The following is a 13882-nucleotide window of genomic DNA, read 5'->3' as shown; positions in this document are numbered from 1 at the left end:
GGTAAGAAGTGGTAGTTTTGAATAGCAAGTCCATCAAGTATCTTGTTTTTTCTTTTTTTCTCACGCTTTTTGGGTTTTCATTGACAGAAAGCCAAGCTCAGGAAAAATTGAAAGGTAAAGTTCTGTCAAAAGGCCAAGGAGTTGAATTTGCCACTGTTTTTTTGCCTGAATTATCGAAGGGTACGACAAGTGATTCTCTTGGAAATTTTGTTTTTGAGAACATTCCCAAGGGTGCTTACTTATTGGAAGTTTCATTTTTGGGCTATCGAAAAGAATCTGTGGAGGTAGCCATTCCCTCAGAATCGAATATAGAAATAGAGTTGGTTTTATTGGATGAATCGCTTGAGGAGGTTGTTGTCAGTGGGACACTTCAAGAAGTCTCGCGATCCGCTAGTCCCGTACCGATACAGGTTTTCAAAGATGGATTTTTTAAAGCAAATCCCAATCCCTCGCTTTTTGAATCTTTACAGACTATTAATGGGGTCCGACCACAGATAAATTGTAATATCTGTAATACAGGAGATATCCATATCAACGGCTTGGAAGGGCCTTATTCCATGATACTACTCGATGGTATGCCTATAGTTAGTGGTTTGGCAACTGTTTATGGACTCACAGGAATTCCTCAGTCACTCATTGATCGAATTGAAGTTGTAAAAGGTCCAGCTTCAACTTTGTATGGTTCGGAGGCTGTTGGTGGTCTGATTAATATTATTACCAAAAAGTCCGAGCTAGCTCCTGTTGTATCCCTGGATGCTTTTGGTACTGGATGGGGAGAATTTAATGTTGATTTAGGTGTGAAAACCCAAATTGGAGATAAGATTCATTCGCTAACGGGGATCAACGGATTTTTATACGGGAATCCTCGCGATGATAATCAGGACGGTCTGACAGATATCTCATTAGCTCAGCGAATCTCTGTTTTTCAGAAAGTCAGAGTTGACCGAAATTCCAGAAAGGAGTTCAACATGGCTTTTAGGTATTTGTATGAAGATCGATGGGGTGGTCAAATGAATTGGACGCCTGCATTCCGAGGAGGAGATCAACTTTATGGGGAAAGTATCTACACCAGTAGATGGGAAATGTTCGGAAATTATGAATTGCCTACCTCTGAAAAGTTGAATTTTCAGTTTTCTGCCAATGGGCATAATCAAAATTCCGTCTATGGAGACATGGTGTATTTAGGAGATCAAAAAATCGCTTTTGGTCAACTTACCTGGTTAAAGCCGATTGGTAAGCATCAATTTTTGTCGGGGCTGGCATACCGATACACTTTCTATGACGACAATACTCCAGCTACGGCAGGAAGTGACTTGGATCAAAACGAGCCTTCTCAAATTCATTTGCCAGGGGTTTTTATTCAAAATGAGATTCAACTCGGAAAGTATCAGACGCTTCTTTTGGGGGCTCGTGCGGATTACAATTCGGTACATGGAACCATCTTTTCACCAAGAGCCAACTTTAAAGTAAGCTCAGCAGATCAGAGCTTAATTTTCAGGCTTTCGGTTGGAAATGGTTTCCGTGTAGCCAATGTCTTTACTGAGGATCATGCTGCATTGACCGGTGCTCGCGATGTCATTTTTGCTGAAGAATTACTTCCTGAGCGGTCTTGGAACGGTAATGTCAATCTTGTTAAAAAATTTTATACCCAATCAGGGACTTTTTTAAGCTTTGATGCCTCGGCATTTTATACCTATTTCAGTAATCGGATTGTCCCGGATTATGAGACAAATCCCAACCAGATCATTTATGCCAACTTAGATGGTTTTTCTGTTTCTCGAGGTGTATCTCTGTCCACGAATTTTGCTTTGCCAAATGGATTGGAAGGAAATGTAGGCGCAACGCTTCTTGATGTTACTTTGACGGAGGAAGGAATTACCGAACGACAACTACTTGCAGAACGCTTTTCGGGTGTTTGGAATATTGCTTATCGGGTTCCTAGCATTGGCTTGAAAATAGATTATACGGGAAACGTATATGGTCCTATGCGATTGCCATTGTTGGGTGAATTGGATCCTAGGCCTGAATATTCTCCATGGTTTAGCATTCAGAATATCCAACTTACAAAATCTCTAGGAAAGCGATGGGAAGTATATGGGGGGGTAAAAAACCTGCTAAATTTTGTTCCACCAGCGAATAGCATCGCAAGAGCTTTTGATCCATTTGACCGGGGAGTTGAATTTGCTCCAGATGGTACTGTCGTATCCACTCCGGATAATCCTTTTGCGCTCACATTTGATCCATCCTACATGTTTGCCTCCAATCAGGGAATAAGAGGCTTTTTGGGAATTCGATTCACAGTTTTGGATTAAATAATTTATGGGTAGGGCTCAAATACTAACTCCGGTCATTGAACCGGAGCTAGATAGAGCAGAAGATTCTAAGAAAGAAAGGAAGGAGAAAAAATACCAAACAACCCTTCCTTAAAAATTGTGTCTTTCAAAAAGGAATAGTAAAAGTTGTTTATCACCCAAGACAAATCTAGTAAAAAGATTTAAAAGAAAAACAATCCATAAATAATTGTTTATGAGATAATTATTGATTTTCTAATAATTTATAGGATTATTTTATTTCGAATACGATTGCGAGAAGCCTGAGGGCAGATTATTGCACAGGTTATTAAATCTTTAAAATTTTAAAAGCGGGAAAAAGATCAGGGATTTACTTTTCGATTTTCTCGTAGCTAGCCAAAACTCCTTTAACCATTGCGGAGCTAAAACCCTGATGCTCCATTTCATTTAGGCCGACAATTGTGCAGCCTTTTGGTGTAGTCACTTTGTCAATGGCTTCTTCAGGATGCATATCTTTCTGAATCATTAATTCTGCAGCACCTTTTACCGTTTGATTCACAATTCGGCTAGCAGTAACTGCATCAAACCCGATTTGTATTCCTCCTTGAATCATAGCTCTCATAAAGCGGAGCACATAAGCAATTCCACAAGCGCCTAATACCGTGGCTGCTTCCATTAATCCTTCATCAATTTCAACGGTTTGCCCAATGGAGTCAAAAAGTTGGGTTATTAGTGTTATCTGTTCAGAGCTGGCATTTTTTGCACATATGCAGGTGATGGATTCTTGGATATCGGCTGCAATGTTCGGCATGGCACGGAAGGCGATGGCTCCCGGACTGCTGTTTGCCAAAATTTCTTCAATAGTAATTCCCGTCGCCAGTGAAACAATAATTTGTTTCTGAAAATTAATTCCGTCTTTGATTTCCCGTAAGATGGGGGAGACGTTGTAAGGCTTAACACCTAGAATGATAATGTCAGCCTCTTTTGTTGCCTCCAGGTTGTTGTTGCTGATTTTGACTCCGATATCCGCAAATTCTTTTAATGAACCCGTGTTTCTTTTTGTTAGGGTGAGATTGCTGCTTTTAAATCCTTCGATAGATAATAGTCCCCTAGCAATGGCTGTCCCTAAATTGCCACAGCCAACGATGGTTATTTTTGACTCCAAAATCATAAAAATGGCAAGTTTCTAACTGGTTGATTGAATAAAGGTAAACAAAAGCATCTCCCTTTTGAAAATATTGAAATTTAATTCTACTCAGATTTAAATGCCCTTAAGCTGCTTGAAAATTTTCGTGGTAAGAATATTTGACATAATGTAAAACAAAGTTTACATTTGGTAAAAAATACCTTACTTATGGAAAACAAATCACTATTCAATGTTCCGTTACTTTCAACTGGGTGGAAAAAAATTGCATATATATTTTTTCCACTTCCAGTACTGTTGGTGATAGGCTTGGCGTTTGCCAATCCTACTATGGACCCAAATGAGGCGGCTCAAATCCTTTACGGTTTTTGGGCGATTGGATTTGGGATTTTGAATCTTAGTAGAGAAAAAGTGGAGGATGAGATGATTTGTACCTTTCGTCTACAAGCTTTCCAAACGGGTTTTTATTGGATGATTTGGGGGCTTGCGGCAATTATGGTAATAAACTACGTCCGCTACGATCGTCTCACTTCTGAGATGTTTACGCTTTATCTGGCCCTGTTTCTTTTGAATCTCTACATTTTTGCAGCCTTTCAATTACAGAAATATCAGGCATCAAAAAACGAAAACTAAACCTCCACTATCATGAACTTATCGAAAATCTTACTTCCCCATTCCTATCAGAAAATAGGTTGGATTTTGTTGCTTCCTTTTGCTCTGCTAACCTTTTTTGCGGCTTTCTATGAATTCCAATTTTCTTGGTTGGATATGAGTCCTGGCACACTGACAAATGCATTTAATTTCGAGGATCGGAATTTCACTAACGAATTGGCAATCATTGGATTGTTACTTTCCTTGTTTCTTATTTCATTCTCCAAAGAGAAAGAAGAAGATGAATACATTCAAAAACTACGGCTTGATTCCATTTTAATAGCCTGCTATGGTTATTTCTTGCTGAACGTGGTTGGAACGCTTGTTTTTTATGGTGTAGATTACCTATCCTTCATCTTCTTTAATATGTTTTCTATTCCAGTGCTGTTTATTGGAAGGTTTCGATGGTTGATGTTTAGACAAGTTCGGAATTTGGGGTATAGCCTATGAAAAATAGCATTAAAATAGAACGAGCCCGCCATAATTTGACCCAGCAGGATCTCGCTGATAAAGTCCAGGTATCTAGGCAAACCATCAATTCCATCGAGGCGGGAAAATATGTTCCCTCTACTGTCCTAGCATTAAAAATCGCGCAGGTGTTTGGTGTTCCCCTAGAAGAAGTCTTTGAATTAGAACCTACTGATTAGTCTATCACGCGAAAATAGAGCGTGATAAATACCGTTATTGAAAGGATTCATCCATTTCCGATTTGTTCGGGCAATATGGATTGAATCCTTTACTTTTGCACTTTTACTAATCTTTTGCAAATGCCTAAGCTGATACGAATCACTACTGTTCCGATCTCCTTACAACTATTACTTCAAGGCCAAATGGCCTATGCAAAAGAAAAAGGTTGGGAAGTACTAATGGTAAGTGCTGATGGCAAGGAAATCCCAAAAATCGAAAAGGCCGAAGGGGTTCCTCATCACGTCATTCCTTTTACAAGGAAAATCACTCCAATAAAAGATATTTCCTGCATCTGGAAGTTGTACAAATTATTCAAAAAAGAACAGCCGGATATTGTTCATACGCACACACCTAAGGCGGGTTTATTAGGAATGATCGCTGCAAATATGGCTGGGGTCAAAATCCGAATTCATACCTTGGCAGGTATGCCGGCAATGGCAGCTAAAGGAGCCAAAAAAGGAGTGCTTGAAAATGCTGAAAAGTGGACCTATGCAAATGCCACTCATATTTGGCCCAATTCTGAAGGACTCAAAAATTATGTTTTGGAGCAAGGATTTTGTCCTTTAGAAAAAGTACAAATAATCGGAAAAGGCTCTTCGAATGGAGTGGATTTGAAGAAATTTAATCGTAATGCCCTCAAGGAAAATCATTTGGTAGCTGCTACCATGCGAATCATGCCGGGTGAAGATGATTTTATCATTTTAGCGGTTGGTCGATTAGTGAAGGATAAAGGGATCGAAGAATTGGTTCAAGCATTCCTGGCCTCCAAAATTGTGAATCGAGCCAAATTGGTGCTATTAGGTGCATTTGAGCAGGATTTGAATCCTTTAAGTACAGAAACAATCCAGCAAATAACCGATCATCCTCGCATCGTTCAAATTGACTGGACGGATCATGTAGCCCATTACATGGCTTTAGCGGATGTGTTGGTTCATGCTTCTCATCGGGAAGGTTTCCCCAATGTATTGTTGGAAGCGGGAGCTATGCAGCTACCGATTATCTGTTCGGATATTATAGGCAATAAGGATATCATTACCCAACAAAAAACAGGTCTTATTTTTCCAGTTCAAAATGTTGAAATTTTGAAAGAGGCAATTGAGTTTGCGTTCGTGAAAAGAGATAAAATGGCACAGATGGCTGCAAGGCTTTTGGAAGGAATTAAAGAGCATTACAGTAGAGAAAAAATTCAGGAGGAATTATTTTCCAACTATAACCGGCTATTGAGTGCCGCTGAAAAATCTGAATAGTTTATATTTGACCCAAATAGATCTTTTTACCTTCCTCTATGAAATATTTGGTTACCGGTACTGCCGGATTTATTGGATTCCATGTCTCGAAGCGGTTGATTGAACGGGGTGACGAGGTAGTAGGCTTGGATGTAATCAATGATTATTACGATGTGAATTTGAAGTTTGACAGATTAGCCCATCTGGGGGTAGATCGGGATCAAATTGAATTTGGGGAATTAGCATCTTCTACCAAACATTCCAATTTCAAGTTCATTCGTCTTGATTTGGTTGAAAAGGACCAATTAATGAAGTTGTTTGAGGAAGAAAAATTCGATGTGGTTATTCATCTGGCAGCTCAAGCTGGTGTAAGATATTCCTTGACTCACCCGGAAGTATATATCGAAAGTAATATCATTGCGTTTTTAAATATTCTGGAATGTTGCCGCTTCCATCCGGTGAAACATCTGGTGTATGCTTCTTCAAGTTCTGTATATGGATCTAATGAGAAAATGCCATTTTCGACTTCGGATTCGGTAGATCATCCAATTTCTCTCTATGCCGCGTCGAAGAAGTCCAATGAATTGATGGCGCATACCTACAGCCATTTGTTTGGAATTCCTACGACTGGGCTTCGATTCTTTACCGTATATGGGCCTTGGGGAAGACCGGATATGGCTTTGTTTCTTTTTACAGAGGCAATTCTGGAAGGAAAACCCATCCAGGTTTTCAATTATGGAAAAATGAAGCGGGATTTTACCTATATCGATGATATCGTAGAGGGGGTTTTGAAAGTAGCCGATCGACCTGCCAAACCAAATCCTGATTTTGACCCTCAGCATCCGGATCCAGGAAGTAGTCGGGATCCATTTAAAATCTACAATATTGGAAATTCCTCTCCTGTACTTTTGATGGATTATATCCATGCCATTGAAAAAGGACTCGGAAAAGAAGCTAAAATGGATTTACTCCCATTACAACCCGGAGATGTTCCGGCCTCCCATGCGGATGTAGAAGATTTGATCAGGGATACAGGATACAAACCAAATACTTCCATAGAGGAGGGAGTGAAAGCCTTTACTGATTGGTATTTAGATTATTATAAGAAAGCTAGTAAATGAAAAAAAGAATCTTGATTACCGGAGGAGCTGGCTTTATTGGCTCACATGTGGTAAAACTTTTTGTCGAAAAATATCCAGACTATTTGATCGTGAATCTGGATGCTTTAACCTATGCGGGGAATTTGGAAAACCTGAAAGAAATAGAAGGTGCTGGAAATTACCGTTTTGAAAAAGTAGATATTCAAGATTCAGACGCTTTGGATCAGGTTTTTTCAAAGCATCAAATTACAGATGTCATTCATTTGGCTGCTGAATCTCATGTGGACCGCTCGATTACTGATCCTTTAGCATTTGTGAAGACCAATGTGATTGGAACGGTAAATCTTTTGAATGCTGCCAAAAAAGCATGGGGAGAAGATTTGGATCAGCACCTTTTCTATCATGTTTCCACGGATGAAGTATATGGTTCCTTGCATGATGGCGGGTTCTTTTTGGAAACAACTCCCTACGATCCCCAATCGCCCTATTCCGCATCTAAAGCAGCTTCAGATCATTTTGTTCGTGCTTATGCCAATACGTATAAAATGAAAACCGTGGTTTCGAATTGCTCTAATAATTACGGTCCCAATCATTTTCCTGAAAAATTGATTCCGCTCTGTATCAATAACATCAAAAACATGAAGCCGCTTCCAGTTTATGGAAAAGGGGAGAATGTTCGGGATTGGCTCTTTGTAAAAGATCATGCAAGAGCGATCGATACGGTATTTCACAGAGGAAAGCAAGGAGAAACCTACAATATTGGAGGCTTTAATGAGTGGAAGAACATTGATATCGTGCGCTTGCTATGTAAGAAAATGGATGAAAAACTAGGCCGTGAACCGGGTACATCCGAGAAACTGATCACTTTTGTAAAAGACCGTGCAGGACATGATCTTCGTTATGCAATTGACGCAACTAAGATCCAACAAGAATTGGGATGGGAGCCAAGTTTACAATTTGAAGAAGGGATTGATCTGACAATCGATTGGTATCTGGAAAATCAGGATTGGCTGGACCATGTGACTTCCGGTTCCTATCAGGATTATTACAAAGAGCATTATGAATCCTAATTTTAAGGTCAGCGATTGCTGACCTTAATTTTTTTGACTGCTTTGCTGATATTCAGCAGGCGTCATTTGATAGATTTCCTTAAAACACTTGATAAAGTAGGAAGGAGAGGAAAAACCTACCGAATAAGCTGTTTCTGCTACGGTTTCATCAGTTTTTTCTAGTCTTTGCAAAGATTTACGAAGTCTTTGATCCCGGATAAATGCTGAGGTCGAAAGTCCTGTTAACGCTGTTAATTTTCGGTGAAGTTGCATTCGACTCATTCCCAATTTCTTGCTAAATTCATCGACTGAAAAGTTGGCATCCATCAGATCAGAATCAACGATTTCCTGGACCTTTTGAAGGAAACGTTCATCAGTGGAAGTCACTGCTATTTCGCTTGGAGAAATTTCTGGTTTGCCTGAATAACGGATTCTAAGATTTCTTCTTAGTTCGATCAATTTTTCAATCCTAACGAGCAGTTTTTGGATAGAGAAAGGCTTGGTTATGTAATCATCTGCTCCTTCTCGTAACCCTTTGAGCATATTTTCTTCCTCGGACTTTGCTGTCAAAAGGATAACTGGAATATGTGAGGTTTTCTCATCCATTTTCACCGAATGGCATAATTCCATACCGTCCATTTCTGGCATCATTACATCCGAAATAATTAAATCAGGTACTTTTTTTAAGGCCAAGAACAGGCCTTCCTTACCATTTTTCGCATCGATTACATTGAAATACGCAGATAGGTTATCAATTAAAAATTTTCTCAGGTCATCGTTATCTTCCACAACAAGGATTAAGGCAGATTTTTCATTTACCTGCTTTTTGTTTAGTGAAAGTTGCTCCGGAATGTCTTCTATATTTTCTTCCCAAACATCTTCCGGTGAAAAGGAATATTTATCAACAGGTAATTTAATCTGAACCTCAAAAAATTCAGGTTTGTCCAAGTTCAATTGAATGGTTCCTTTATGAAGTTCAACCAAGTCCTTGATCATGGGAAGTCCAATGCCAAAACCATCAGAGTCTTGATCCGCTTTAAAAAACTTGTCAAATAAATGGGCTTTTTCTTTCTCACTGTAGGCTCTAGAGGAGGAATTCCTAACTAAAAAAGAAACTTGATTTCCATTTAACTCTGCCTTGAGAAGGATTTCAGTATTTGGCTTTCCGTATTTGATTGCATTCTGAAGAAGGTTTCCGATGATTTTTTCAACCTTGTCTGCATCAAACCAAATTTCACTTAACAAAGGAATTTGAGTGGTCAATTGCATTCCTTTTTCAGAAGCCGAATAAAAGAAATTCATGGCCACTGTTTGAAGTAAAAGACCCAAATTTCCTTTTTGAATTTTAAGATTTAATCTTCCTGTTTTGATTTTGGAAGCTTCCAATAATTGGTCAACCAGATTGAGAAGACGGGATGAATTTTGTTTTAAAAGATTTAATTGTGACTTAAAAACCGGGTTTTCTGATTCCTGTAACAATCGTTGGATTGTACCCATAATCAAAGTCAACGGAGTTCTGAATTCATGGGAGATATTTGTGAAAAAGTTATTCTTGAATTGATCAATTTCATGGAGTCTATGTGATTCAGCTTCTTTCAGCCGCAATTCATACTGCATTTTCCATTTCCATTTGAAATAGTTGATAATCCACCAAATCCCTAAAATCAGGAGGATTACATAAACTGTTTTTGCTATCCAAGTTAGATACCAAGGGGGAAGTATAGAAAAGCTGAATTCGACGGTTTCTTCACTCCAAATTCCATCATAATTACTAGACCTGGCAAAAAAGGTATAATCTCCAGGTGGAAGATTGGTATATCTGGCAACATTTAATGGGCCGCTGTTTATCCAAGAATCATCATACCCTTCTAGATAATATTGGAACTGATTTTTCTCTGGAGAAGAAAAAACTAAACTGGCAATATGAAATGTTAGGGTACTCTGATTATTCCTCAATTCTAAGTTTTCAACCAATGGTAAATCTTGATCAAAAGCTCGTAGATGGGTGATTGCGGTTTTAGGCCTAATCGGATTAAAGGAGATGTCTTCAGCATCAAACCAATATAAGCCTTCTAAACTTCCAAAATACAGCGTTCCGGAAGGATGACGGAAGTAGGCACCGGTGTTGAATTCGGTGGCTAATCCATCGTAGTTGGAATAATTGGTGATTTCGTAATCAGAACCTGATATTTGAATTTGCGTGATTCCTTTGTTGGAGCTGAGCCATAGGTCTCCTTTATCGTCCGGGAGAATTCCATAAATCACATCATTGGAAAGCCCGTCTTCTGAGGTTATGTAGTCAAATTTTTTGGTCTTTAAATCCAAAATATTAATACCTGATCCATTCGTTCCTATCCATAATTTTTCATCTGGAGCCAGGTAAAGGGATTTTATTGAATTATTACTTAATGAATTTGGATTTCCATTCTCGTATTGATAACGTTCAAAAGTCCGAGTAATGAGATTGAGCTTGGCAATACCATGATTTTCAGTCCCTATCCAAAATTCATTTTTTCCCGATTGGAGAATAGTTCGAATATTATTGTCAGGAATACTTAGCGGATTCCCTGCATCATGAATGAATTGTTCTACAAGCCCTTTTTTAGGATCAAATTGAATTAAACCGTCATTACGGGTGCATAACCACATGCGGTTTTGATCGTCTTTCAGAATTTTCCAGACGGTATTACTCGGAAGAGCAGGTGTTGAGGATTCATCATAATGAGTAAAGATCCCGGTTTTTTGATCGAGGATACTCAATCCCCCATCCTGATACCCTATCCAAAGTTGTTCGTCAATTCCCATCAAGCTCATCACCCGGTTGCTTCGAATGGTATTGGGGCTTTTTGATGCTGCCTGATAGGTTTTCCATTCCTGTGAAATGGGATTATAGCAGGTCAATCCTTTCCCTGAGGTTCCTGCCCAGATTTTTCCATTTTGGTCTACATAAATAGATCGAATTACATCTATGTTGATGTTTTCTGGAAGTTGTTGATTGTGGAAGAAATTAAATTTTTCTAAAAAAGGATCGTAAAAACTCAAGCCAGCCCCATCAGATCCCATCCAAATAGTACCTGTATAGTCTTCAAAAAGACATAAAATATCATTGTAATGAATGGATCGTGGATTTTGCTTTGAATAGGTGAAATTTTGGATTTGTTTTTCTTTCAAATCAATCAAGAAAACTCCTTGACCATAGGAAGCAACCCAAACCGCTCCATTCTTGTCCATCCAAAGATCCAAGATCATACTGCTTTCCAAAAGATTTGAATCCAAGTCCAAATAGCTTGAAATGGACTCTGGGATTGGCTTGTTTTCAGAGACAACCCACAAACCACTTGTCAAGGTGCCATAAAGAATCTGGTCTTTGCGAATTGGAAGAGCTACTGAAAAAATAGAATCTTCATCTCCCTCGATTAGCGTCGTAATGGTCTTTGATTTTGGGTCAAAAAGAGCTATTTCATCCTGAAAGGTTAGTAAGATTTGATTATTGAAATCTGCTATATGATTAATTTCCTTGGTAGGGTCATTCCAAATGAGTTCGGCTAGAAGTAGTTCATCATTCCATTTGAATAATTGACCGGAGAGAGTGCCTATCCAAATGGAACCTTCTGAGTCTTCAAAGATTTGATTCGCAGCATTGACTCCTTCAATGGGAATAAAGGTATTCGATTCCTTATCCAATAATTCAGGAATGGCTGAATCTGGTATGATCCAAATTCGATTTTTTGAATCCGCAAAAACAGTCCCCAATATTAATTGTGTAGGCTGGGTGATGTCATTGAATTTTTTGGGATACTGAATAAATTCCTCACCATCATAGCGATTGAGACCTTCCTGAGTGGCAATCCATAAAAAGCCATCTTGGTCTTGTGTAACAGAAACAGCACTGTTCTGAGAAAGCCCGTCGTTAACAGACAGCTGTCTAAAGGAAATGTCTCGTTGGGCAAGAGAAACAGTTCCCTTCAGAATAAAAAAAATGGTAGATAAACCAGCTAAAAGAAGTTTGTAATTTATACTCATCAAATTTCTGAAAAGAGAATTTGAACTATTCAATCCTGAAAATAATAAGAATTTGATAATGAGGCTTTTTTACCCCTGAATTTTTAGGTTTTTAATTTTTTCATCCTTTCCACTTTTGATGTTACAGGGCTTCTATTACCTGTTACATTTTTTTTATCCGTTGACATTAGATAGACATACCTTTATCGAATATCAATTATAGGTTGAATGTTGTGAATCAGGTAATTAGCTTGTTTTTATTGTTGGTTTTATTATCCTGCCAAAAGTCCAAATTGGAAAGCCAAAAATCCATTACCCGTGGTGCTGGTGATATCGGAGTTTCGAAAAAAAATAAACAACGGTATTTATTGGAGAAAGTCCCTTTGACTGGTGAAGAGTTGCAAAGCTGGGTTCCTCCTATAGTAGGTGATTTTAAACGAATCAGTTTGTCAAATGGCTTGCAGGAAGAACTAGGGATTAGTTCGATCAGTACAAAATTTCAGCATGAGCAAGAGTCTGAGAAATTGATTTTGCTTGAGATAATGGATGGAGCGGGTGAAATGGGGGCTCTATTAATTGAAAAAAGCCAAGAAAAATTGAAGGATGATTTTCAAGAACAATCTTTGCCAGAAAGAACTGAAATAAGTGAGCATCAAGAATTTCGAGTTTTGGAAAAAGAATGGACCAATCTGCCTAGGACTTATTTAGAGTTTATTCATTCAAAACGGTTTTTGATTAAGATTCAGGCTCAAAATCTTGCAAAGGAAGAGGTGATAGATTTTGTACACCGTTTTCCATTGGAAAAATTTGTAATGGATATCTCTATTCAGTGAATTTTGGGCTGTTTTTTTATGATGTTACCTCATTGCTATCATCTGATACATACGTGACACTCTGAATGAGCGAGGATTTGGATTTTTAGTTGGTAAAAGCCAAGCAAAAAATTCAAATTCATATGGAATCAGTTTTACAGCCAGAAAAAAAGCGATTCAGCCTTCAAAAAGGGGTGACTTTTTTACTTCTCTTTTTTCATGTTTCTTTAAGTTTTTCAGTTGCCCAGCAGCTATCTGGGTCTTACAGCATCGGTGCTTCGGGTGATTATTCTACTTTTTCCGATGCCGTTTCTGCTTTGACAACCAACGGGATTTCCGGTCCTGTAATTTTTGATGTTCAAAGTGGAACCTTCACCGAACAAGTGGTCCTAGGTGCCATAGCAGGAGCATCAGAAACCAATACTATCACTTTTCAGAGTCAATCAGGGAATGCGGAGGATGTTGTCCTCCAATACCCAGCGACTGGAACTGCGGATAATTATGTGATTCGTTTTGAAGGATCCGAGCATATTGTGTTGAATAATTTAAAGATTCAAGCTTTAGGAACTGCTTATGCCAGGACTCTTCATGCTCAAGGAGCTATTCAAAATATTACAATTGAGCAGTGTATACTGGAGGCTCCAGATACAGGGGTTTCCAATTGGGAACGAGGGAATATAGTTTTTCAACCCACCACCTCATCTTCTGTAAAATTTTTGAGTAACACGATTTTAGGAGGTTCAATAGGGATGTATTATAAAGGCGGTACAGATGTAAATTACCGCGCGCCGGGTTTTGAGTTTCGGGACAATGAGGTTACGGGGCCGTATGCGTACGGGGTATTTTTTCAGTATTTAACCGATGCGGTTATCGAGGGGAATACAGTGGCGATGCGATCTACATCCAAGAGCGATTCCTAC

10 protein-coding genes and 1 pseudogene are annotated in these 13882 nt (G+C 38.7%); 9 read left to right on the top strand and 2 right to left on the bottom strand.

Going from position 1 to position 13882, the window contains the following annotated elements:
- Positions 1-17: 17 nt before the first annotated feature.
- Positions 18-2312 (top strand): TonB-dependent receptor, encoded by a 2295-nt coding sequence (locus HWE15_RS05080; protein ID WP_290506425.1) that lies wholly within the window; start codon positions 18-20, stop codon positions 2310-2312.
- A gap of 349 nt (positions 2313-2661) precedes the next feature.
- Here HWE15_RS05080 and proC read toward each other — a convergent pair whose 3' ends face one another.
- The gene (gene proC / locus HWE15_RS05075; RefSeq protein WP_290506424.1) at positions 2662-3462 is read right to left on the bottom strand and encodes a pyrroline-5-carboxylate reductase; all 801 of its coding nucleotides are present in this window, start codon (positions 3460-3462) and stop codon (positions 2662-2664) included.
- 183 nt (positions 3463-3645) lie between these two features.
- On the opposite strand from proC, the gene HWE15_RS05070 reads away from it, so the two are divergent.
- From HWE15_RS05070 to rfbB, 6 genes are all read left to right on the top strand, one after another.
- Positions 3646-4068, top strand: coding sequence for a hypothetical protein (locus HWE15_RS05070; RefSeq protein ID WP_290506423.1), 423 nt, complete (start codon positions 3646-3648; stop codon positions 4066-4068).
- Between the two features lie 12 nt (positions 4069-4080).
- Positions 4081-4536: a hypothetical protein gene (locus tag HWE15_RS05065; RefSeq protein ID WP_290506422.1), complete on the top strand. Its 456-nt coding sequence runs from the start codon at positions 4081-4083 to the stop codon at positions 4534-4536.
- Entirely contained in the window at positions 4533-4733 is a 201-nt protein-coding gene (locus HWE15_RS05060) for a helix-turn-helix transcriptional regulator (protein ID WP_290506421.1), read from the top strand. Before HWE15_RS05065 ends, HWE15_RS05060 begins: the two co-directional genes overlap by 4 nt.
- A gap of 120 nt (positions 4734-4853) precedes the next feature.
- Complete coding sequence (locus HWE15_RS05055) at positions 4854-6020, top strand: glycosyltransferase family 4 protein (RefSeq protein ID WP_290506420.1); 1167 nt, start codon at positions 4854-4856, stop codon at positions 6018-6020.
- A gap of 38 nt (positions 6021-6058) precedes the next feature.
- Complete coding sequence (locus HWE15_RS05050) at positions 6059-7120, top strand: NAD-dependent epimerase (RefSeq protein WP_290506419.1); 1062 nt, start codon at positions 6059-6061, stop codon at positions 7118-7120.
- Positions 7117-8169: a dTDP-glucose 4,6-dehydratase gene (gene rfbB, locus HWE15_RS05045; protein ID WP_290506418.1), complete on the top strand. Its 1053-nt coding sequence runs from the start codon at positions 7117-7119 to the stop codon at positions 8167-8169. The genes HWE15_RS05050 and rfbB overlap by 4 nt, the downstream gene beginning before the upstream one ends.
- Positions 8170-8193: 24 nt before the next feature.
- Here the strand turns inward: rfbB and HWE15_RS05040 are convergent, their stop codons facing one another.
- Positions 8194-12171 (bottom strand): hybrid sensor histidine kinase/response regulator transcription factor, encoded by a 3978-nt coding sequence (locus tag HWE15_RS05040; RefSeq protein ID WP_290506417.1) that lies wholly within the window; start codon positions 12169-12171, stop codon positions 8194-8196.
- Between the two features lie 212 nt (positions 12172-12383).
- On the opposite strand from HWE15_RS05040, the gene HWE15_RS05035 reads away from it, so the two are divergent.
- Together HWE15_RS05035 and HWE15_RS05030 are read left to right on the top strand one after the other, a co-directional pair.
- Positions 12384-12983, top strand: a complete 600-nt coding sequence (locus HWE15_RS05035) for a hypothetical protein (RefSeq protein ID WP_290506416.1) — start codon at positions 12384-12386, stop codon at positions 12981-12983.
- A gap of 122 nt (positions 12984-13105) precedes the next feature.
- Positions 13106-13882, top strand: a pseudogene (locus HWE15_RS05030) (hypothetical protein); the annotation flags it as partial.

This window comes from Algoriphagus sp., from assembly GCF_013373065.1.
Classification (GTDB): Bacteria; Bacteroidota; Bacteroidia; order Cytophagales; family Cyclobacteriaceae; genus Algoriphagus.
Note: the sequence above shows the minus strand (reverse complement) of the source record. Positions and strands in the feature narration are given on the sequence as shown.